The organism is Planctomyces sp. SH-PL14, from assembly GCF_001610835.1.
Lineage (GTDB): Bacteria > Planctomycetota > Planctomycetia > Planctomycetales > Planctomycetaceae > Planctomyces_A.
In genome coordinates this window covers 5,439,656-5,461,688 of sequence record NZ_CP011270.1, presented here as the reverse complement: position 1 = coordinate 5,461,688, position 22,033 = coordinate 5,439,656, and the positions used below count along the sequence as shown (strand labels likewise).

Annotated in this window: 16 protein-coding genes; 4 read left to right on the top strand and 12 right to left on the bottom strand. The window is 66.2% G+C overall.

The window, feature by feature from the left end:
* Positions 1–69 precede the first annotated feature (69 nt).
* The 5 genes from VT03_RS33685 to VT03_RS20730 form a co-directional block, all read right to left on the bottom strand.
* A complete protein-coding gene (locus VT03_RS33685) occupies positions 70–360 on the bottom strand; it encodes a hypothetical protein (protein WP_156514657.1) in 291 nt (96 codons plus the stop codon).
* A gap of 137 nt (positions 361–497) precedes the next feature.
* Positions 498–1,994, bottom strand: coding sequence for a sialate O-acetylesterase (locus tag VT03_RS20750; protein WP_197489028.1), 1,497 nt, complete (start codon positions 1,992–1,994; stop codon positions 498–500).
* A 265-nt stretch (positions 1,995–2,259) separates the two neighbouring features.
* Positions 2,260–2,511: a hypothetical protein gene (locus VT03_RS20745; protein WP_075094753.1), complete on the bottom strand. Its 252-nt coding sequence runs from the start codon at positions 2,509–2,511 to the stop codon at positions 2,260–2,262.
* Between the two features lie 465 nt (positions 2,512–2,976).
* Positions 2,977–4,239 (bottom strand): MFS transporter, encoded by a 1,263-nt coding sequence (locus VT03_RS20740; RefSeq protein ID WP_075094752.1) that lies wholly within the window; start codon positions 4,237–4,239, stop codon positions 2,977–2,979.
* A 528-nt stretch (positions 4,240–4,767) separates the two neighbouring features.
* Positions 4,768–5,856, bottom strand: a complete 1,089-nt coding sequence (locus VT03_RS20730; RefSeq protein WP_156514656.1) for a galactose oxidase — start codon at positions 5,854–5,856, stop codon at positions 4,768–4,770.
* 274 nt (positions 5,857–6,130) lie between these two features.
* On the opposite strand from VT03_RS20730, the gene VT03_RS20725 reads away from it, so the two are divergent.
* Together VT03_RS20725 and VT03_RS20720 are read left to right on the top strand one after the other, a co-directional pair.
* Positions 6,131–6,670, top strand: coding sequence for an HdeD family acid-resistance protein (locus tag VT03_RS20725; protein ID WP_410000424.1), 540 nt, complete (start codon positions 6,131–6,133; stop codon positions 6,668–6,670).
* Between the two features lie 108 nt (positions 6,671–6,778).
* Positions 6,779–7,072, top strand: a complete 294-nt coding sequence (locus VT03_RS20720) for a hypothetical protein (RefSeq protein WP_075094749.1) — start codon at positions 6,779–6,781, stop codon at positions 7,070–7,072.
* A gap of 600 nt (positions 7,073–7,672) precedes the next feature.
* Here VT03_RS20720 and VT03_RS20715 read toward each other — a convergent pair.
* Together VT03_RS20715 and VT03_RS20710 are read right to left on the bottom strand one after the other, a co-directional pair.
* Positions 7,673–8,449, bottom strand: a complete 777-nt coding sequence (locus VT03_RS20715) for a hypothetical protein (RefSeq protein ID WP_075094748.1) — start codon at positions 8,447–8,449, stop codon at positions 7,673–7,675.
* Positions 8,450–8,589: 140 nt separating this feature from the next.
* Positions 8,590–9,498 carry a hypothetical protein gene (locus VT03_RS20710; RefSeq protein WP_075094747.1) on the bottom strand — a complete coding sequence of 303 codons (909 nt, stop codon included), beginning with the start codon at positions 9,496–9,498 and terminating at the stop codon, positions 8,590–8,592.
* Between the two features lie 529 nt (positions 9,499–10,027).
* Between VT03_RS20710 and VT03_RS20705 the strand changes: the two genes are divergently transcribed.
* Positions 10,028–12,643 carry a DUF1592 domain-containing protein gene (locus VT03_RS20705; protein ID WP_075094746.1) on the top strand — a complete coding sequence of 872 codons (2,616 nt, stop codon included), beginning with the start codon at positions 10,028–10,030 and terminating at the stop codon, positions 12,641–12,643.
* A gap of 164 nt (positions 12,644–12,807) precedes the next feature.
* A complete protein-coding gene (locus VT03_RS20700) occupies positions 12,808–14,085 on the top strand; it encodes a DUF1552 domain-containing protein (protein WP_231870487.1) in 1,278 nt (425 codons plus the stop codon).
* Positions 14,086–14,437: 352 nt separating this feature from the next.
* On the opposite strand, the gene VT03_RS20695 is transcribed toward VT03_RS20700, so the two are convergent.
* The 5 genes from VT03_RS20695 to VT03_RS20675 all read right to left on the bottom strand — a co-directional run bounded on the left by VT03_RS20695 (position 14,438) and on the right by VT03_RS20675 (position 21,841).
* Complete coding sequence (locus VT03_RS20695) at positions 14,438–15,469, bottom strand: hypothetical protein (RefSeq protein ID WP_075094744.1); 1,032 nt, start codon at positions 15,467–15,469, stop codon at positions 14,438–14,440.
* 84 nt (positions 15,470–15,553) lie between these two features.
* On the bottom strand, positions 15,554–17,404 hold the full coding sequence (locus VT03_RS20690; RefSeq protein ID WP_156514655.1) for a hypothetical protein: 1,851 nt from the start codon (positions 17,402–17,404) through the stop codon (positions 15,554–15,556).
* Positions 17,405–17,521: 117 nt separating this feature from the next.
* Positions 17,522–17,941, bottom strand: a complete 420-nt coding sequence (locus VT03_RS20685) for a carboxypeptidase-like regulatory domain-containing protein (protein ID WP_075094742.1) — start codon at positions 17,939–17,941, stop codon at positions 17,522–17,524.
* Between the two features lie 286 nt (positions 17,942–18,227).
* Positions 18,228–19,253, bottom strand: a complete 1,026-nt coding sequence (locus VT03_RS20680; protein ID WP_075094741.1) for a DUF1559 domain-containing protein — start codon at positions 19,251–19,253, stop codon at positions 18,228–18,230.
* A gap of 161 nt (positions 19,254–19,414) precedes the next feature.
* Positions 19,415–21,841, bottom strand: coding sequence for a glycoside hydrolase family 2 protein (locus tag VT03_RS20675; RefSeq protein ID WP_082846390.1), 2,427 nt, complete (start codon positions 21,839–21,841; stop codon positions 19,415–19,417).
* Positions 21,842–22,033: the final 192 nt, after the last annotated feature.

Sequence of the window (22,033 nt, the reverse complement as noted above, 5' to 3'; positions counted from 1 at the left end):
TAGTCCTTCCGCCGGGCCAGCGTCAAGGTGGCGGAGGCGGTGGGACATGATTGATGGCGGGCTTCGGATTCATTCGCCGGAGGGGACTCCGCAGCGGTTCTCCAGGGCTTCGATCAGGCCCGGTTGATGTGGAAATCCGCAGCGGCAGGGTGGGGCTTCGAACGTTCGGACGGTTCCGCATTGGTGGCAGCGGCTGCAGCCGCTGCAGTAGGGGGTTCGGCACTGGGGGCACAGGTGGTGGGATTGGAGGTCCCGGCTGGAGATGCGGCGGTCTCCGCAGTTCGGGCAGCGGCCGCAGCCGGGGCAGACTGCCGCCGCGGAATCGTGGATGACTTCGCAGCCGAGACACCGGATCAACATCGGGGGTTCCGTCGGCGCTGGAGGTGGCGGGAACGGGAACGGACCGGTTCAGACGCGGACGGGTGAGGAAATGAACACGCCCCGCCTGGGGGACACCGGGCGGGGCGTGGGGGTTCGACGATTCGGTCGCTGGTCAACTACTTCGCGTCAGCCGTGACGCCTTTCCAGTCGTCCGTCCGGAACGGGTAGGCCGGGAGGTAGAGCTCGTTATAGAGCGTGCCGCTCGGGTTGTCGGCCCAGTTGTAGCGGACCGACTTGGGGGCGGGGACGTCCTTGCTCCAGACTTCGATCGTGTCCGGACCGGTGATTTTGGCTTCGGCCCACTTCCAGGCCTTGTCTTCACCAGCGATGGCAAAGCCCTTGAGGGGCTGGCCGTAGTAGGGGATCAGCTTGGAGCCGGCGATGTCGAACTTGATCACGCACTTGTCCTCCTTGACCTCGGAGGACTGGTAGAGCGGGCCGTGCGGGACGACGTCCTTGCGGTTGTAGTCCCGGTTGAGGGCGAGGCGGGCGAGGCGCTTGCCGACGTTCTGCTTGTCCTTGGGGTGGATGTCCTTCTCGGCCCCGATGTCGATGATGCAGGCAGCGCCGACGTTCGGGATCGCCTTGGTGGCGACGATCTGGGCTTCCCGCAGTTCGGCCCAGGCGCTGTCGCCGGGTTCGCCTTTGGGGGCCATGAAGTTGGCGAGCTGGACCTGGTAGAAGGAGAAGTCTCCCTGCTTCCAGGCGGTCCGCCAGCTCTGGATCATCGTCGGCATGAGGAGGCGGTACTGGTAGGCGCGGCTGGCGTTCGATTCCCCCTGGTACCAGATGGCGCCGCGGATGGCGTAACCGGCGATGGGGGCGATCATGCCGTTGTAGAGGACGCTGGGGTGGTGCGGGTTCTTGGTCGGGTCCTGGGGCTTCTTGCCGTCCTGGCCGACGACGTCCTTGTTCTTCTCATAGTTGGCGACCATTCCCTTCCAGCGGTCGACGACCGGCTGGAGTTCGGCGGTGCCGGCCATCGCTTCCGGGCTGGTCCAGGCTTCGGCCGGGGTGCCGCCCCAGTCCGAGGCGATGAGGCCGACGGGGACGCCGAGGGTCTGGTGGAGCTGCCGGCCGAAGAAGAAGCCGACGGCGGAGAAGCCGCGGACGGCGTCCGGCGTGCAGACCTTCCACTCGCCGCCGCAGGTCTGCTGCGGCTCCATCATGGGGACGTTGGGGATCTGGAGGAGGCGGATCTGCGGGAAGTTGGCGCCCGACGATTCCAGGTCGGGATCGATCGAGGCGGCGATGGACCATTCCATGTTGGACTGGCCGCTGCAGACCCAGACTTCGCCGACGAGGACGTCGTCGAGCTTGATCTCGTTCTTTCCCTTCACCGTCAGCGAGGTCGCTTCGCTGCTGGCCGAGAGGGGGTCGAGGGTGACGGTCCACTTGCCGTCGTCGCCCGCCTTGGCGGACTTGGCCTGGCCGCGGATGGTGACGGTGACTCCTTCGCCGGCGTCGGCCCAGCCCCAGACGGGGACGTTGGCGTCCCGCTGCAGGACCATGTGGTGCTGGAAGGGGGAGCCGAGTTTGACGTCCGCGAAGGCAGCGGAGGCGGAGAGGGCGGCGGCCCATCCCACGAGCATCGAGAGCGACCGAAACAGCATGTTGAACATCCTCGGAAAAGAGGCCGGGCCGATCGCGCCACGCGTCTCATCTCAGGCCGGGGTGGCGGGACCGGAGGAAGATCTGGAGCGTGAGCGTACGGGGGCGGAATGCGGCGAGCAAGCGGCCGCGAGAGTGAGTTTTCCGAGAGGCCGCGGCGGCTCATCCGGGGGGAGAGCGGCGTTGCGGCGGCGGGTCAGGAGCGGGAGGGTGGGACGCGGTGGAGCGATGTCGGGGGACGACTCGGGACGCGGCGACCGGGCGGGGTCAGTGGACTCCGAGGTTGCGTTCGATCTCGGCGGTCCGTTCGTCCTTGAGCCACTTGTTGATGTTCCAGGGGTCCGGCTCGTAGGTCGGCTTCCCGGTGTGGCGACGGATCGTTTCCGGGGTGGCGTCGTCGTCGTCCTCGTCTTCGGAGTCGGAGTGGCGGGCCGCGGTCCGGCTCTTACCCAGGGGGGTGACGCAGCCGGCGCTCAGCAGCAGGGCGAGCAGCGGGAGGCAGAGCGGCTTCCAGGGCATGATGCGGGACCTCGAGCGGAACGACGTGTGGCGTCGTTGTCGCTGGAGCTGCCGGGAACCGTCCAGTGGAGTTGGTTGGGGGGGTGTTGGGAAACGCAGTTTTCGCCGGTTGGGTTGGGGGTCCGCTTGTCGCGAGGGCTCAACCCGTGTCCTTGCCGGACGGACTTCCATTGCTCAAACCCAACGTGCGACAGCAGCCTGGGGTCAAGGGGGCCACGCCCCCTTGCCGCCGGAGGCATTTCCATGAGGAACCGTGGTAAGCAACGGACGTCCCTTTTGTGGAACCGGCGTTGAGAACTCACCGCGCGCTTTACAGCCGCGGCGGGTTGGTGAGGGGGCATCCGACACGGTGTCCGCGCTTGGACACTCGCTCCTTCAGACGTCTCTCGACGGCCAGGCCTCCGGCGGGCAAAGGGGCGTTGCCCCTCTGCACTCCCCACCAGGGTGCCCCTGGACCCGGTTTATTCAGGAGGGCGTTCCGCTGAGATCGGCTCTTGGGCGGATCAGGAGGACGAGGATCGCCGAGAAGGCGGCACAGGCGGCGAACAGACCAAAGATGAGATGCAGCGGGACCTGACGGTCGCGCATCTCGCCGAAACCCCAGTCGGCGAGTCCGCCGCAACTGATGCTGACAAGATTCATGATGCCGTAGCCCGTCGCCCGGAGCTCGGGACGAACAATCTGGCAAAGGATCGGCATGTTGTTGCCATCGAAGAGGCCCCAGCCAAGACCGAACAGGACCAGCAGCGCAATCGCCATCCCGAGCGTCGAGGCGTAGCCGAGTCCGAAGATCGCCGGAATGATCAGGACCATCCCAAGGGCGCTGACGTAGATCCGGCCGCGGATGTTCCGCCGCATCCAGCCGTCCGCCATCCAGCCGCCGAGGATCGCTCCGAAGATCGCCGCCGCCTGCCAGTAGAGCGTGGCGGAGACGCCCGCCTGCCCCTGGCCGATGTGGAACTTGTCCTTGAGGATCGCTGGCATCCAGTCCCGGACCACCCAGCCGGCGAGGGCCGGGAGGGTGAAGTAGAGAACGAGGAGGATGAACGATCCGTTCGTCAGGAGCTGCGTGATCGTCGCCGCGGCGGAGGTGGTCCGCGGAGTGTCGGCCGCGTTGGCGCTGGTGTCGCGGGGGACGTCGCGGAGGATCATGAGGAGCGGAACCGCGTAGAGCATGCCGAAGATCCCGCAGACATCGAAGGCGAACCGCCAGGTGAGCTGGGGGTCGTCGGCGATGTAGCCCGCAAAGCCGCCGACGATGACGCCGCAGTAGATTGCCATCTGGTGGAGGCCCACAGCACGGGAGCGGGTGTGGCCGGTGTGGTAGTCGGCGATAAGGGCCAGGGCGGCGGGGATGTAGAAGGCTTCGCTGATTCCCATCAGGGAGCGGGCCCAGAGGAGCTCCGTGTAGCTGTTGACGTGGCCGGTCCACCACGTCACGGCGGACCAGACGAAGAGGCTGCCGCAGATGGTGTAGCGGCGGCCGATGCGGTCGGCGATGAGGCCGCCGATGGGGCTGAGGAAGGCGTAGACCCATTTGAACTGGCCGAGCATGTAGCCCCAGTTCTTGTCCGACCCGATCGTCGGGATGCTTTCCATGACGGAGTACTTCATGGAGGCGAGCATCTGCCGGTCGAGATAGTTCAGCAGCGCGACGGGCCACAGGAGGGCCACGACCATCCAAGCGGTGCGGAGGGAGAGAGAGAGAGACGGACGGTCTGCAGGCATGAGCGCGCTCCGCGAGGTGGCCGGGGAGTTGGATGATGGAGAGGGAAGAGGTGAGGCGGAAGGCTTAAGGCGGAATCCCGTTACTGAGCCACAGAGTGAGCACCGCGCCCAGGCCATCTCGGCGCTCTGCAGGGTCCTGATGAGAAGAGATGGAAAACACAGAGGCGCAGAGGACACGGAGAGGGACGACAGGAGATGAAGATGTTCGCAAGCGGTCTAGGGAAAGAGGGGGCGCCACAGATGAACACGGATGGACACAGATCAAGGCAGGAAGGTGGTCCCCACGGCCTCCCGCCCGGCCTCTGCATCCTTCCTCTCCGTGTCCTCTGCGTCTCTGTGTTTCAAAAACCCGAAGGCTGATGAACCGCAACAACGCCGGCGCGGCTCAGCTGTGGGCGTGCCCTTGGAAAGCGGTCGTGCTGTCTCCCACACCGCGCACCGTTCCATCTTTGGCTCACTCACCCGAAGCTCAAGCGAAGGGCGAGGGGAGTGATCCCTCGCTTGCGCGTCGGGCTGGTGTCGGTCGGACTACTTGGGGGGCGTACTCAGAAATTCCCAGACCTGCGGCGAGCGGACGCCGGGGCGTTGTTCTCCGCTGAGGATCTGCCAGCCGGTCGGGGTCTTCACCGTCGGAACCGTGACGCGGGGGGCGGGACTGCGGCCGGCGCTCAGCCAGCGGTCTGTCGCGGGGTCGTAGGCGAGGATGTCGGCGGGGAAGCCGGTTCGCTCCGGTTGCGGGAGGTGGAGCTGGGAGGCGTCGTCTCCACTGATGACGAGGATGTGGCCGCTGCGGACCGGGGCGGGTGTGGGGGCGGCGACGGCGGCGCGGGGCAGGTCGGTCAGCTTCTTCCAGCCGTGTGCGGGGGTAAAGCAGTAGGCGTCGCGGAGGTACTTGCGCTGGGGTTTGCCGTCGACGTCGGCGGAGAGGTCGGTGCCGCTGAGGAGGTAGAACGCGCCGTCATGAACGGCCGCGATGGCGAGCATCCGCGGGGGGCCGGGCCAGGGGTCGAGGGGGGCCCACTTTCGTTCCGCGGCCGGGGCGGCGAGGTCGAGCATCAGGAAGGTGTGGAGGGTGCTGGTGGCGGTTGGCGAGGACGCGCCGCCGGCGACGTACAGGCGGGAGTCGATCAGCGCGCCGCAGGCGTTGGAGATCGGCTGCGGGAGCGGCGGGAGGTCGGTTCGCTCGATCGCCTGGCCGGTCCAGCGGAGAGAGAACGCTTCCGATCGGTACTGCGATCCCGGGGGATCGGCGATCGATGTTTCGCCGCCGACGCAGAGGATCTCGTCCCGCCACGTCGCCGAGACACCGTAGGCAAGCGGCCGGGGGAGCTTCTCATCGGCGAGTCTCCATGCGCCCCCCTTCACGTCGGCGAGGAAGATCCGGTCGTGCCAGACCTTGCGGCCCCCTTCCCACGGCAGGGCCCCGGGAAAGTTGGCGCCGCCGGCCGCGAGGATCGCGCCGTTCGAGACGCCGGCGAACATGCTGGCGAAGCCTCGCGGGTCGGGGAGGGACGGGCGCTCGATCCAGTGCTCGGGCATGACGGGCTCCGCGGCGCGGGACTCAGGCTGTCCCACAGTGGTGAGGATCAGCAGCGACAAAACCCACGCGAGCAGCACGATCCTCGTCCGCCATTGACGATCCCACCGACGTTTGGTCGTTCTCATTGTGCAGTCGTCCGTTGTGAGGTTGCGTCCGAACCGGGATCGACGCCCGCGCCGGCTTGCGGCTCGGCAGGAGCCTCGCCCTCCCGGAGGTTTTACCAGTCCGCCAGGGAGGAGAGGGCGCGGGCCAACATCGCGCTCGACTTGTTCCTGTGGTACCATATCGACTCACCTGTGCTCCCACTTCTGAGGTGTCGCTATGCTGGCCGGACTCACTCGTAACTGGTGGATGTTTCTGGTGCGCGGAATCTGCGCCATCGCCTTCGGGATCATGGCGTTTGCTTGGCCGGGGATCACCGTCCTGACGCTGGTCCTGCTGTACGCCGCCCACGTCATCATCGACGGGGCGACGGTCCTGGGAATTGCGATGACCGGCCGCGTCGAAGGGGGCGCGTGGTGGGGAATGATCCTGGTGGGAGTGCTGGGGATCCTGGCGGGGATCACGGCCTTTGCGTGGCCGGGGATCACGGCCGTGGTGCTGCTGGCCTTTGTGGCGATCTGGGCGATCCTGCGGGGGATCTTTGAGATCGTGGCGGCGATCCGGTTGCGGAAGGTGATTGAGGACGAGCTGCTGCTGGGTCTGGCGGGGCTGGCTTCGGTCGCCTTCGGGGTGCTGCTCCTGCTCTGGCCGGCGGCGGGGCTGGTGACGATCGCGTGGATCGTGGGGGCGAACGCGATCACGTTCGGGATCCTGTCGATCGCGCTGGGGGTGCGGCTGAAGCGGCTGGCCAACCGGGGCGGCGGGCCGGGCGAAGCGGTCCCGAGTTGAACGACCGTAGAGGTCGGGCCGCGGCCCGTCGGCGGCATCGCGTCACCGCGACTCGTCCAGCCAGAGTCCAGACGCGATGCTGGAGTTCTGAGGCGATCGGGAGAGCCCATGACCATCCAGATTCGACGCGATGTGAATATTCTGAACGTCGAAGTTCCGCGGGAGAAGTACGCCGCAGCCCTTCAGTCGCTGGCGAAGAGTCTCGACGCTCCGTCTCTCGCGGAAGAAATCGACGGGATCGACATCGTTGAGCTCATCCGCCAGGGACCGATGTCTTCGGTCGCCTCTCTCGCGGTCGAGCGGTTACGGTTGCTTTTCACGGCGGTTCTGAGCTTTCTGGCCTTGATCTGCCTGTTCACCGGAGCGTTTGTCCTGTTCCGTGCTGTCGCCGGTTTGTTCTAGGTTTGCCGGACGGTGACCGAGCGGAAACGTCCAGGCCCGCGAGGAGACGCGAATGGTTGGCCCGTTGGGCCGACATCCGGTCTGTCGGCGAAACCAGGGCCGTTGGTTCTGGCTGGGGGAACGGATGGCCCTGTGGGCCGATATGAGCCGTTCCCCACGCGAATCGCCCCCGCTCAGCCCCATCCACCGCCCCCGTCTCCGCCGCCACCGTCACCTCCTCAGCCGTCGCCACCTCCACCACCGCCGTCTCCACAGCCCCCTCCGCCACCGTCTCCGCCATTGCTGGAGCCCGCTCCTCCGTCGCCGAAGTCGCCGCCTCCGCCCGAGCAGTCCGCGTCGCTCCCTTCGGAGCCGTCGCCTGTAATGAAGTCATGGCCAGCACCACCGCCACCCCCGTCGGAGGGGCGCCTTCCGTCCGCGTTGTCGCCCCGGCCTGCAGGTGAGGCGGATGGGTCCTTGCAAAGGAGAAGCGGGAGAACCGCCGCGGCGAGGATCACATACAAGAAGACCTGGCCGGAATGCATGTTGTCCTGCGATCCGCGGAACGATGGCCCTTCGACTCAATGCGATCCCGCCCCGCTCCGCCCTGGCTGCAGGGGGTTATGGCCACGGAGGGGGGACTTTGCCTTCGAGAGCGAGGTCGAGCTGCTTGGACAGCACCGTGTCGTCCGAGGCCGCGCGGGCGGACTTGGCGACCGTTTCCGCCTCGTCCTTGCGCTCGTTGACGACGAGAAGCGCCACGAGGGTTGTCACCTTGTTTCGGAACGCATTTCTGTAGTGCGATTCCAGCGAGGGGCCGAAGCGCGGGTCTTTGGCGAGCTGCAGCCCCTCCTCGAGACTCTTCTGGGCCGCCTTGAAGTCCCGCGGACCGTCGATGTACTTGCCGCAGAGCTTGTAGGCCTTGGTCTTCACGAGCGCGGGCTGGGCGCGGTCGTACAGCGTGCGGGCCGCGACCGCATCCTTGGCTTCGACCGCTTCGAATGTTTCCCGGGTCCGGATCTCATCCTGGAGGGTCTTGTTGAGAGCTGTGAGGTCGTGGAAAGGGGCCGATTCCGTCGGATTGGCGAGCACCTTCTTTTCGGTCTCGTCGCGGATCTCTTCGAGCTTCTTTTGAGCCGGCGAATAGACCTTGCCCAGCTCCGCCCAGTATGCGAGGGCAAACGAGAGGCGGACGCCGTACTGAGCCTGTTCGTATTCCAGGGCGTGCTCGTGGAACCAGACGTGCTTGGCGAGCGCGTCCTCGTACCGCCGCGCGGTCCTGTCCGCCACTGCCTCCTGCAGGATGGCGCTGGGATTGGGGTCGGCGGGCGGTTTCCATTCACCGAAGGCCGTCGAGGCACTCAGCGCCGCCAGAGCGAAAAGAAGACGAGATCGCATGGCCCCCTCGCGATGAGGATTCGAGTCCAAGTTCAGCAGGTGGCCGTCTGATTCGGCCTGTCGACAGCAGTCTGCCCCGTTTGGAATGGCATCGTCAAGGGGGGGAGCGGGAACGGCCCGCCCCGGACGATGTTGTCCGATCACGGTTCCATCGGTTTGACCGGCGTGCCGTTGGGAGCGATGCCGGGGATGTCGGCCTGAGAGTTCGAGGCGGTGTAGGAGTTCTGCCAGCCGTATTTGACGGGGCCGATTTCCCAGGCGGGCTGGCCGTCGATTTCGGCGTTCATCTTGCTCGCGCCGGCGAGGCGGCCGATGGCGTAGTTCCACTGTTTGCCGTCGGACTCGATGAACAGGATTGCCTCGGGATTGAGGCCGAAGGCGAGGAGGAACATGCTGCCGTCGGCGCGGTCGGATCCCTCCGGGGTGTAGCGTTCGATGGGCTGGGGCATGAGGCGGAGTTCGAACCGCTCTTTGACGACTTCCGAGGCGGTGAAGCGGCGGGCCTGGGCCCGCATCTGGATGAGGCGCTGGGGGGCGTTCTCGGCAGGTTCGGGGGCGTTCGGGATGGGCTTGAATTCGATCTCGCTGGCGGAGGGGGCCCAGCGGGAGTCGGTCGAGGTGATGCTGAAGGCTTTGGGGGTGAGGGAGAGGTATTCGTAGATGATGCGGGGGCTGCCGTAGAAGCGGGGCTGGAGTTCGGTGGAGATGATGGCGAGGGGGCGGCCTTTGGGGCCGAGGCGCCACAGGCCGGCGGAGACGAGTCCGCGGGCGGGGTCGTCGTATTTGAAGATGGGGGTGGTTTCGAACTGGGTGGGGAGGTCGTCATCGGCTTCTTTCCAGGCGACTTTCATCGTGCCGATGCGTTGGGCCTGGAGTTCGAGTCGTTTGCGGGCGAGGGTTTTCTCTTCGGTCTCGGGTTCGGCTTTGAGGGTGGCCGGTTCGTTGGGAGCGATGGCGGCGGGGTCCTGGCCGAAGAGGAGGTGGGTGGTTGGCCAGAGGCAGGCGAGTGTGAGGCCGGCCGAGAGAGCGAAGCGGGAGAGCGTCCGCATGCGTTGACCCTTTGACGCGGTGGAGAAGTCAAGACAAGTTGACTATATCTAGCGAGAGGTGACGGGTCTATGGAGGGAGTTAGCCACAGATGAACACAGATGGACACAGATAAGAGGCCGTTTCACTGGGGTCCAGGGGGTACCCCTGGTGGGGGATGCAAGGGGGCAACGCCCCTTTGCCCGCCGGAGGCCCTCTCGTCGAGAGATGTCTGAAGGAGTAAGTGTCCAAGCGCGGACAGCGTGCCGTATGCCCCCCTCACCAACCCGCGGGGAGTGCAAAGCGAGCGGTGTAGGTTGAGGGAGTCCTCAACGCCGGTGCCACAAAGCGGATGTCCGTTGTGTCCCACGGTTCCTCACAGGAGTGCCTCCGGCGGCAAGGGGTTGCCCCCTTGACCCCGGCTGCCGTAGCACGTTGGGTTTGAGCTATGGACGTCGTGCCGGCGAGGACGCGGGCCTGTGGCGTCTTGATAGCACTCGACCGTATGATCCAGACTCGGGTTCCCGACCTCCTTCGCCGCATCGGCCGCTCATGCGCTCCGCGTTCCGCACTCTGCTTCTTGTGTGTCTGGCTGCGCTCGGCGCGCTCCCCGGATCGAATCGCGCCCGCGCCCAGGACAAGACCGCCAGCCTACCGCCGGCCTGGACCGCCGACACCCGCGGCTACGACACCGTCGTCGCCCCGTTCTTCAAGACCCACTGCACAAAGTGCCACGCCGGAACAAAGCTCGAAGGGAACTTCTCCGTCGCGGCCGACCGCCTCCCCAACAACTTCACCGACCCCGCCACCCGCAACCGCTGGCGCGAGATCGTCAACGTCCTCAACTCCCACGAAATGCCCCCCGAGGACGAGAAGCAGCCCACCCCGCAGCAGGTGGCGGCCGTCGTCGACTGGATCACCCAGCAGACCGTCCGCGCCGAACTGGTCGCCCGCGAGAACCGCGCCGTCCTCCGCCGACTCAACCGCAACGAATACCACAATACGATCCGCGACCTCATCGGCATCGACTTCGACGTCTCCGGATTCCCTCAGGACCCACCCGCCGGAGGCTTCGACAACAACGGCGGAGCCCTCACGGTCTCCCCCCTGCACGTCGAGATGACTCTCGCCGCCGCCCAGCAGATCCTCGACCGGGCCCTCGTCGAAGGGGACCAGCCGAAGTCGATCCGCTGGCGGTTCGAGCCCCGCGTCGGTCCCGCCGACCGCACTCGCAAACGGCTCGATGAACGGAACAACCCCCTCGTCAACGGCGGCAACAACCAGCAGGAAGAGGACTGGGTCGTCGTCCATCACAACTCGTGGGACAAGGGGGTCGGGGCCCGTGACTTCCGCGTCCCGACCGCGGGGACCTACGTCATCCGCCTCCAGGCCGCCGGCCGCGTGCCGAAACGCGACGCGGTCGTCGCCGCGGCGGAGAAGATGCTGGCCCACCGTCGCGACGAGCAGGACGCCAAGAACCCCAAGGGGAAGCGGTGGACGCAGGAGGCGTACGACAACGACCTGGCCCACTTCCGCGCCGACCGGATGTACGACTACGGCCCACCGCGGGTGAAGCTGAACGTGCAGCTCGGCTCCCAGCCCCGGACGATCGCGGAGTTCGACGTCGACGCCCCGGCCGATGCTCCCAAGGTCTACGAGTACCGGACGCGGATGACGACCGAGTCGGCCGGGATCGGCTTCGAGTACGCCTATGCCCTCCCGCGCGTCCTGGAAAACTTCTGGATGCAGGGGCACGACTCCTTTGCCCGGCCGGAACTGCTGCTCGGATGGTTCGAGATCGAGGGGCCGCTCTACGACGCGTGGCCCCCGACGTCGCACACCGCGATCCTCTTCCCCTCGCCGAAACAGAAGTCGAACGAGACCGAGTACGCCCGCGAGGTCCTGACGAAGTTCATGCGTCGCGCGTTCCGCCGGCCGGTCGCCCCCTCCGAAGTCGATGCGAAGCTCAAGCTGTTCGCGGCGGCGCGGAAGGAGAAAGCTTTCGTCGAGGCCATCAAGCTCCCGCTCGTTGCGGTGCTGACGTCGCCGCACTTTCTCTACCTCGTCGAGACGCCGCGCATCGACAAAGTGGCCTCCACGGCAAAGGCTGCGGCACCGACGGCCGAGTCGCTCAGCGATGTCGAGCTGGCGTCGCGGCTGTCGTACTTCCTGTGGTCGAGCATGCCGGACGAAGAACTGCTGTCGCTCGCCGAAAAGGGGCAGCTCAAGAACCCCGCGGTCCGCCGGAAGCAGGTCGACCGGATGCTCGCCGATTCCCGGTCGGACGCCTTGGTGACGAACTTTGCCGGGCAGTGGCTGGGGCTGCGGGACGTGGGAGCGAACCCGCCCGCCGCCGACCTCTACCCGCAGTACGACCGGCACCTGGAGACGTCGATCGTCGGCGAGTCGGAGGCGTACTTTGCGGAGTTCCTCCGGCACGACCTCGACGTGCGGCAGATGATCCGTTCGGACTTTGTGACGATCAACGAGCGGCTGGCCCGGTTCTACGACATCCCGGATGTCCGCGGGGACGAGTTCCGCCGCGTGGCCGTTCCGAAGGGAGTCGAGCGGGGCGGGATCGTGACGCAGGCCTCGATCCTGACCACGACCTCGAACGGGACCCGGACCTCGCCCGTAAAGCGGGGCACGTGGATCCTCAAGACGCTCCTCGGGACCGACCCCGGACTGCCGGTGGCGAACGCGGGCGAGATCGCTCCCAAGGTGCCGGGGATCGACAAGGCGACGGTTCGCAAGCGACTGGAGATTCACCGCGAGCTGCCGCAGTGCGCCCGCTGCCACAACAAGATCGACCCGCTCGGGTTCGCCCTCGAAAACTTCAACGCGGCGGGCGAATGGCGCTCGCAGGAAGGGTTCGGCTACAAGGGACGGGTCGGCCGGGATGACCCGGTGATCGACGCCTCATCCAAAATGCCCGACGGCGAGGAGATCCGCGGCGTGGCGGGACTCCAGGCCGCGATGCTGAAGCGCGAGGACCAGTTCCTCGGCTGCCTGTCGTCCAAGCTTTTGACCTACGCCTGCGGCCGCGAACTCGGCCTGGCGGACCAGCCGACAGTCCAGGCGGCCGTCGGGAACCTGAAGCAGAACAAGTATGCGCTCGGTGCGCTGATTCAGTTCATCGTGCAGAGTGAGCCGTTCACGAGGAAGTGAAGACGGACGAGGGACTAGGGTCTAGAGACGAGGGATCAGACACAGCTCTCCCTCCTCTCTTTCCCTAGACCTCGTCCCCAGCCCCTAGCCCCCCCCCCACCATGTTCCATATCCGCCGCCCCGCTCTCTCCCGTCGACATCTGCTCCGCGCTGCCGGGGCTGCGGTGGCGCTGCCGTTTCTCGACGCCATGCTGCCGCATGCGCTGGCGGCTCCGTCGACGTTCAAGTCGTGGGAGAAGTCGAACCTCAGCCATCCGCGGATGATCTGCTGTTATGTCCCCAACGGGGTCAACATCGTCGAATGGGTGCCGCAGGACGCCGGGACGGGATACACGCTTTCGCCGACGCTCGAAGCCCTGAAGGAGCACCGCGGCGAGTTTTCGGTGCTCTCGGGGCTGGGGCATCCGCACTCCGAAGGGGGGCACAGCGGGGCCGATACGTGGCTGACCGCGGCGCACCTCAAGAGCAAGCCGGGGGCGGACTACACCAACACGTTGTCAGCCGATCAGCTCGCTGCCGCGAAGCATGGGCGGGAGACGCGGTACCCGTCGCTGCAGCTGGGCGATATGTCGGGGACGGGGGCGGCGGGGCATAGTCATACGCTGTCGTTCGACATCAACGGGACGCCGCTGCCGACGGAGAACTCGCCGCGGCGGTTGTTCGAGCGGCTGTTTGTGGCGGAGTCGGCGGGGGACCGGGCGGCGACGATGAAGCGGTATGCCGAGCGGCGGTCGATCCTGGATGACATTGCGGCCGATGCCCAGACGCTCGATCGGCGGCTGGGGACGGGCGACCGGAGGAAGATGGACGAGTACCTTTCGAGTGTCCGGGAGACCGAGAAGCAGGTGGAGCGGCTGCAGTCGTGGATCGACCGGCCGAAGGCGGAGGTGCCGGAGACGGGGTTGCAGCTTTCGAGTCAGCCGGGGAACGCGCATGACCGGCCGATGTGGATTGATGTGATGCTGGAGCTGGCCTATCTGGCGTTCATCACGGACACGACGCGGGTCATTACCTTTGAATGGTCCCGCGAGGCGGGGGGGTATGGCGGCGGTGGGGAGAACCACCATGAGCTTTCGCACCACGGGGGCGATGCCGGGATGCTGTCGAAGCTCGCTGTGATCGACAAGTTTCACTTGTCGCGGCTGGGGCGGTTTCTGGGGATGCTTCGTTCGACGGAGGAAGGGGATGGGGCGATGCTGGATCGGACGATGGTCCTTTATGGGAGCGGGATGAACTCGGGTAAGGGGGGCGAGCACTCGCCGAAGAATCTGCCGTTGCTGGTGGCTGGAGGGCAGAAGCTGGGGCTAACGCATGGGCGGCATCTGGCGTTTGATGTGGAAAAGCATCCGCCGATGTCGAATGTGTTGTTGACGCTGGTGCAGAAGATGGGTGTGGAGGTGGAGGCGTTTGCGGATTCGACGGGGACGCTGACGGGGTTGTAACACCGTCCTTGCCGGCACAGCGTCGTTAGCTCAAACCCAACGTGCGACGGCCGCCGGGGTCAAGGGGGCCTCGCCCCCTTGCCGCCGGAGGCGCTTCCATGAGGAACCGTGGGACACAACGGACGCTCCCTTTGTGGGACCAGTGTTGAGGACTCCCTCAAAATACACCGCTGGCTTTGCAATCCCCGCGGGTTGGTGAGGGGGCATACGGCACGTTGTCCGCGCTTGGACACGCGTTCCTTCAGAGAGAGCGATCCAGGCCAGGCCTCCGGCGGGCAAAGGGGATTCTCCCCTCTGCACTCCCTGACCAGGGTGCCCCTGGACCCGGTGAGGCCAACGAGGCGCACGACGTTCAGCTGTAAGTACGCGGTTCTGGCGTGAGGTCGGCGTCTCGCGCAGAGCTGCCAAGACCATCCCACGCACAAAGCATCCCCAACAGAAAAAGACTCGCTCCACCAACCGCCGGAGCCAGATGCCACGCGTCGTTGTAACCAATCGCGGGATGAACGCCGATCGCCGTCATCCAACCGACAAGCCCCGCCGTCATGAGCGCCTGCCAGAGCGAGCGGGTCATCGGGGCACACCAGACACTCGCAAGGAACAACAGCCCCGCCGTCGCCACACCGCCGCCAAAGCCCGCCCGGTCATGCGCGATGAGCGGAATGAGCTGCGGATTGATCGCGGCCAGCGTCTGGCGACTCAGCCCCATGTAGACGAGATCAGTCTCCACGAAAACCTGCGTCATCCCGATCGTCTGGATCGTCAGCCCGCCGCCGATCATCCCAACCGCCGTCGCCGCCAGGGCCAGCCGTCCGAAGCCGGCGGTCGAGAACCACCGCGGCTCCGGGGCCAGCCACGGAAACGACCGCAGCGAGACCTCGCGTCCGGTCTCACCCGCGTGCTCCGTCACAAGTCGCCGCGAGAGCCGCAGCCCCCCGGCAAAACACGGCAGAAGGCAGAGCGTCGCCGCGCCGTGCCAGGTGTCGAGATAGCCGTACCCGAGATACGTCAGAAAGCTCCCGAATCCCGTCAACCCGCTCGCCGCGAGCGCCCACCACGCCCACGCCTCCCCCGCCGCCAGCGGGAAGGCGGCCAGCCACAGGTAGAGCGCAGCGATCGCAATCAGCGACCCGCCGAAGCTGACCCGGTCATGGAACATGAAGTGAACGATCCGGCACTCATTGATCCCGCACAGCTCCTCTGCCGACATCCGCAGAAACGAAATGTCGTGCGGCAGGAAGTGCCCGGTCGCCGACTGGAAGATCGCAAAGGCTCCCGAGAGCGCGAGGCACAACCCCGTCAGCGTGATGAGCGGCCGCCCATCGCCGATCAGAACGCGGAAGAAACCGCGGTCGTCCTCTGCAGGTCGCTCGTCGTCGATCATCGGATTCCGCTACCTCCCCGGGTTCACGACGACTCGGAACCGGCAACGCTCGACTCAATTAACACCGCCGCCCGGCGAACGGGCTCACTGCGGCCTGGATTCGGCCGGCGGCAGTTCGACGTCGTCCATCAGGTAGGAGTACTGGGATGCGAGGCCGAGGCAGATCTCATACGGACGATCGACGAAAAACTGCGTGATCCGCATGTCGATCTGGCGGTGGACATCGTACTCATGGCGAACGACAAGGACGGTGTGCGGCAGCGTCTCGGCCCCCAGCAGGGCCGCGCGGGCTCGCAGCGCGTTCTCCTCGTGCCCGTAGTGGTCCGCCGTGGTGTTCTTGAAGGCCTTGGGAATTAGTTCTTCGACCGGCTTGGCCGGGTTCGGCTCGGGCTCCTTGGGGGGTGGGACGTACGGGTCCTTCGAGCAACAGCCCAGGCCAAAGAGCGACTCGCCAAAGTAGGGATGGAACTTTCCGCGAGGAATGGGGAACCCCCTGAGCGTCCCCGGGCCACCGGCGCCCCAGGTGCCCGGGGCCACGGTTCCGACGATCAGTCCTCGCAGCGCTTCGGCGTCGGACGCTTTGACGAAGTAGGCCCGGGTCTCGATCCGTCGGCCGGTGGTGGGATTGCGGCTCAGAAGGGCCCGCTGGCTCCGGAGGAATTCGGCGACCCGCACGTGTGTCGCGTGCGATTGTCGGACAAGGAGCTGGTCCGGGGAAAGCATCGCCAGTGTTCCCGTCCCCGGCTCGTCCACGTCCCAGGGGCCATAGACGAGCAGTTGCATCGATTCCACCAGGGCCTCCGTCTGCCCCGCCCGTTCGAAGTCCCGGAGGTCGTAGAGCCGGGGCTCGAGTAACGCGAACTTGAGTGTACTCCTCTTGAACAGGAGGCGGCCGCTGTCGGGAAAAACATCGATGTCTTCGTCGAGGCCGGTCGTCGTCGCCTGCATGAGTTCCAGGAAGCGGCTGAGCGGCTTGCCCCGCAGCTGGAGAGTGATCCGCGGCACGGGATCGCCAGGGAGGACCGGCTCGCAGTTGCGGTGGACGCTGACCGGGATCGACATCTGCCGCTCGATCTCCGCCGCGACCTCCTGGAGCGTGGCTCCGCGGAAATTGGCGGTGAACGGGCGGGCGAGCGCCGCGCGGATCCGTTCGTTCTGCGGGGGCTCGTTGAGGATGACTTCCGACGCCTCCGGCCGGAGCAGTCCCGCCAGCAGAGACTCGATTTCGCGCTGCGTTCTCTGCGACGCATTCACGACGAGCGTCCGGCCGATCACAGAGGAATTCGAGGTTCCGGGTTCCTCAAAGTCCCACGGTCCCACGATGGACCGCTCCAGGATCCGCTTGAGCCGGGTGAGATCCACCTTTCGATCGACGAGAGGCGCGAGATCGTAGTGCCGGGGGCGGCGGTGCTCCTCCGAGGCCCAGGCGACACTCAGCGTGATCACGCCGTCCCGGTACTCCCAGGCGATGTCCTCTCCATAGTGGGCGTCGGTCACGAGGGCGCAGAGCGCGGACCAGAGAGGGACTTCGTCCACGCGGGACGTCACCGTCTCCTTGAGCGGTTGGTTCGGATCACGCGGCTTTCCCGTTCCACCGCTGAAGAAGAATCCGCCGCCAACAAACTCCTCAGGAGCGAGCCCCGAAGCGGCGACAGCCGGGGCAATGACGACGGTAAGGCCGGTCTTCTCCCCGATCGCCTTCGCCACCTCTTCCAACGACTGCTCCTGAAAATTCCAGGAGACGATCTGCTGGAGTTCTTTCACCTGGTCGGAAGGGGGAGCGTACCGCGTCGTCCACGGCACCGCGGCGGCGGCGTCCGGCGCGCGGGTCTCGGCCGCGACCGGGGGTTGAGAGGGCTGGCCCTGAGCCGGCACGAACCCGGCGCACAGCGCCCCCCATGTTCCCACCATCAGCCCCACTGCCCGTCGTCTCATGGCGCGCTCCTCTGGACCCGTCGCCCAGTATGAGGCGCGTCCGATCCGCGGGCCAGTTACGGGCGAGCTGCGCCGGTCAAGGGGAGAGGGCGTCGCTGCAGCGATGAGCGGACGAGGTCAGAAGCTGAAGTTGGCCATCTCGGTCCCCTCCGCGGGAACCTTGAACGTCAGCTGAGTTCGCTCCGGATCGCTCATTTCCGGGGGGAGGAGCTCGCCCCGGGGGACCTTCCTGGGGCGATTGGGGTCGTTCATCGTGGCGGCGTTCGCGGCCGCGACCTGCCCTGGGTCGTCGGCGATCTGGTTGGGAATCGCTTTCGCATCTCCCGTGATCTTGGAGACGAAGACCTTGTTTTCCCCGGGGATCGCTCCCTGGGCAATGCGGTACTTTCCTTCCGCGTCCGTTTTGCCGTAGGCGGAGAACTTGTCGGAGAAGAAGTAGATGCTGGCGTCCGGGAGGGGCTTTCCCTGGTAGGTGATGGTCCCCGATACCGGGACGGTTCCCCGGTCCGGCTTCTTGCTCCCTCCGCACCCGCTCATCACGAGTGCCACGACTACAAGAGCACGAGGCACGAGGCGGAGCGCCGTGACGGAAACGGCCCCCCGGCCACAACGCGGCGATGGCAGCAACGGCATAAAGACTGTCCTGGAAAAGCGGAGTTGGAATCGATCGCAGAGGGGAGACGAGGCGAACGATCAGGCCGACACGCAACGGCCGGATGCGCCGAGCGGCGACGCGCCCGATCCCGAAGGAGGCGCGGGCCCCGGTTCGGGATCAGGCGGCGACAATCCGGACCCTGATCGAGTCCGGGCCGATCACCATCCGTCAGAGAGGATCCACCGAGGCGCCGTCTTTGATGTAGGCCAGCCGCGAGAGGTTGAGATAGTCCATGCTCTCCGACATGAAGACGACCGCTCCGTCCGCCATGAGCATGTTGGCCCCGCCGGCGTGGCCGCTTCCCATCCCCCACGCGTACTGCCGTCCCCTGGCATCGCCGATATAGGCGGCGTTGATCGACCAGTCGGCGGTGTAGGCGGCGACGGTCGCGGACGTCAGCGCGGTCGACGAGCCGCCGGGAATCCGCGCGTGGCAGCAGGTATGCGTCCCATCAAGGCCCCAGGGGCCGTAGCTGGAAGAGGTCTTGTAATCGTCGCCGCTCCAGGATTCGGCGATGGCGAGCGTATTGCTCGTCCCATCCGGGATATCCCGGATCCGGGCCGCGCCGTTATTGCCGAAGGCTCCCCGGCGGATGTCCCCGATCGTCGATTCGAAGGGAGCGTCGTAGTCGGTGAACGTTCCCGAGGAGAACGCGTAGCTCGATCGGCGGGCGCGATTGCGGGAATAGAAGTCGGTGACCGTGCCGGCCGCCGCAGTGACCTCCTGCCCTCCCGAGGGATGGGACGGGCAGTTGAGCAGCGGGAGATTCGTGTTGATCACCGCGACGTTCGTCGTGTCGGTTCCTGCCACCGGGAGGGAATACGGAGAGGAGACGCTCGAGCAGACGTTGAAGTCGTACTTGTTGTACATAGCCCCCTGATCGACGAACGGCAGGAGGAAGGTCCATCCGGTCGTGTTCAGGACGCGGTTTCCATTGGTATAGAAGGCCGTGTTGTTGTAGCGGCCGGAGTTCAGCAGAGCGGGCGGGAAGATCCCGTGCGTCTCATGGTAGTTGTGCAGTGCCACGCCCCATTGTTTGAGGCTGTTCTTGCACTGCGACACGCGGGCCGCTTCGCGGGCCTGCTGGACGGCGGGAAGCAGGATCGCCACGAGAACCGCGATGATCGCAATGACCACCAGCAGCTCAATCAGGGTGAATCCGCGCGACGAAATTCCACGACGGGGCTTAAGCATGTGGAGAACTCCAGACGGAAGGCCGGAACCGGCTGCAACTTCGTCACTCGTCTGAGCGCGAGTGGAGACGAACGCATTGAAGGGGTCTTCGGAGTATCAGCGCTGGATTTCACGGGGTCAAACACAATCTCCCGATTCGATCCGCCGGCGGGAGGATTTTCCTAGCGGGCCGGACTTTCCTTCCGGACGTCCAGGAGCCCGACGTCGATGTACTGGCCGCCTCCCGTCTGGCGGCAGTGGACTGCCAGGACGTTGCGGCCCGGCCGGAGCGATTTGCCGCTGCCGGCGATCGCGGGGATCTGGATGTAGCGCGTCGTGTAGCCGTGGGTCTCCCCGATCTTCTTGCCGTTGAGATAGATCTCCGTGTCTTCGTCGTGATGGATCCGGAGCCAGAGGTTCTCCACCTCCGCGGCCGGGAGATCGAACTCACGACGGGCCCAGATCTCCTTCGTGTCCCATGTCGTGCGGACTTTCGAGCCCGGCGGGTTGAGAGCCCCGAAGCCTCCGGGGCCCTTCTTCCATCCGGACGCGTTGAAGTCGGCCGCTTCCCAGCCGTCGGCCGGCTTGTCCGTGGTGAAGGACCACTCCTGCGGCTTCTCCTCGGAGGTCGGGACGAGCGTGCTGACCCGCGGCGGGGGGGCGTAGACGGCGCGGTTCGTCTCGGCGACGTGCTTGGGGTCCATCTTGTAGATGGCACGGTCGTAGGTGAGCAGGCCGTTGACCTCGATCTCGACGTCGGTCGTCTGGGTGTAGACCGCCGCCGCCAGACCTTCGCCGATCAGGATCGGGAGCTGGGCGATGAACTGGTCGTACTCCGCCGTCAGGGCTTCCTTGTTCTCGAAGGAGCGGTAGCCCCAGTTCCCCTTCTGGAGCCAGGTGTGCCCTTCGACCGGGAGGCCGAGGCCGCCGAACTCGCCGAGGACGGTGGCCCGCTTCTCGCTGACCGGGAACATCGACGGGCCGGGATAGTGGTGCATGTCATGCATGTCCCCTTCGCCCCGGTCGGCCCAGCCGCTGGGGCCGTCGACGACGCGCGAGGGGTCCTGCTTCTTCGTCCACTCCAGGATCTCGTTCGTCTTGAACTGGCCCCAGCCTTCGTTGAACGGGACCCACACGACGATCGACGGGTGGTTGTGGAGGGCTTTCATGATCGCCTCCCACTCGCGGCGGTAGATCGCCTCGGACTCCGCGGTCCGCTGGTGGTCCGGCTCGTTTGGGTTGATGTTGCGGTCGCCGCTGGGCATGTCCTGCCAGACGAGGAGGCCAAGCTTGTCGCACCAGTAGTACCAGCGGTCCGGCTCGACCTTCACGTGCTTGCGGGCCATGTTGAAGCCCAGTTCCTTCGTCGCCTCGATGTCGAACTTGAGGGCCTCGTCGGTCGGGGCGGTGTAGAGCCCGTCCGGCCACCATCCTTGGTCGAGCGGGCCGAACTGGAAGACCGGCTCGTTGTTGAGAAACATCCGGTTGATCCCCCGCTCGTCCTTCTGGACCGCGGTTTTGCGGAGGGCGGTGTAGCTCTGGACGGAGTCGACGAGGGCGACGGCAGGGACGTTCTTGTCCTCGCCGGGGACGTCGAGCTTGGCCGTCCAATCCTTCCCAAAGCCTCCGAGGTCCGCCTTGGGGTCTTCGACCAGTCCGACCAGGACGTCGATCAGGTGCGGGTGGTCGGGGCTCCAGAGGTGCGGTTTGAGATCCTTGGGGTCCGGCTGACCGAACTTGCCGCTGAACTTGGAGCACTCAATGACGAAGGGCTTGTCGAGCTCCATGTGCCACGACTTGGCGAAGACCCCGGAGACTCCGTTGGGGAGGCTGCGGACGAAGATCCCCGCTTTCATGCCGGGCTTGGGGTTCACGACGTCGAGCTGGACCGAGATGGCCATCTCGTCGAGGTCCGGGGTGAACTTGACGCCGCGGATGTAGGTTTCCGGGACCGGTTCGAGCCAGACGGTCTGCCAGATGCCGGAGACGGGGGTGTACCAGATCCCTTCGGGCTTGCGGACCTGTTTGCCGCGGGGCTGAGGGGCGTCGTCGCTGGGGTCGTAGACGCGGACGGCGAGGTGGTTTTCGCCTGTGCGGTTGAGGGTGGCGCCGGGGCCGTCGAGGCGGAGGGTGAAGGGGTCGAAGCCGCCGCGGTGGGGGTGGGCGTCGGGGCCGCCGACGCGCTGGCCGTTGAGGTAGACGTCGCATTCCCAGTCGACGGCGCCGAAGTGGAGCTGGATGGAGCGGTCTTTCCAGGCGTCGGTCTGGGGGAGAGTGAAGGTGCGGTGGTACCAGAGGGCCTGGTTGGGTTCGAGGCGTTTTTTGACGCCGGAGAGAGCGGACTCGATGGCGAAGGGGACGAGGATCTGGCCGTCCCATTGGGTGGGGAGGCCGGCTTTCCGGTCGGTGATGGCGTAGTCCCAGAGTCCGTTGAGGTTTTGCCAGGCGTCGCGGCGGAGTTGGGGGCGGGGGTATTCGGGGAGGACGGCGCCGGGGCGGACGTCTTTGGCCCAGCGGGTCATTAGTGGTGAGTCGGCCGGTTTCCATTCGGCCGGGAGGGGGGCGGGGAGGAGCGAGAGGAGGAGCGCGAGTGCGGCGATGATTCGCATGTCAGACCTCGATCGGAGCGAGAACGAGCTGGTCCGGGGGAAGTGGAGGGGCATCTTGGCAGATGGGGGAGTGTTCTGCCCAGCGATGGGGAGGCGGGCGCTATCGTTGTCAGCCAACCGGGTCCAGGGATCCCCTGGTCGGGAGTGCAGAGGGGCAAGGCCCCTTTGCCCGCCGGAGGCCTGGCCGTCGAG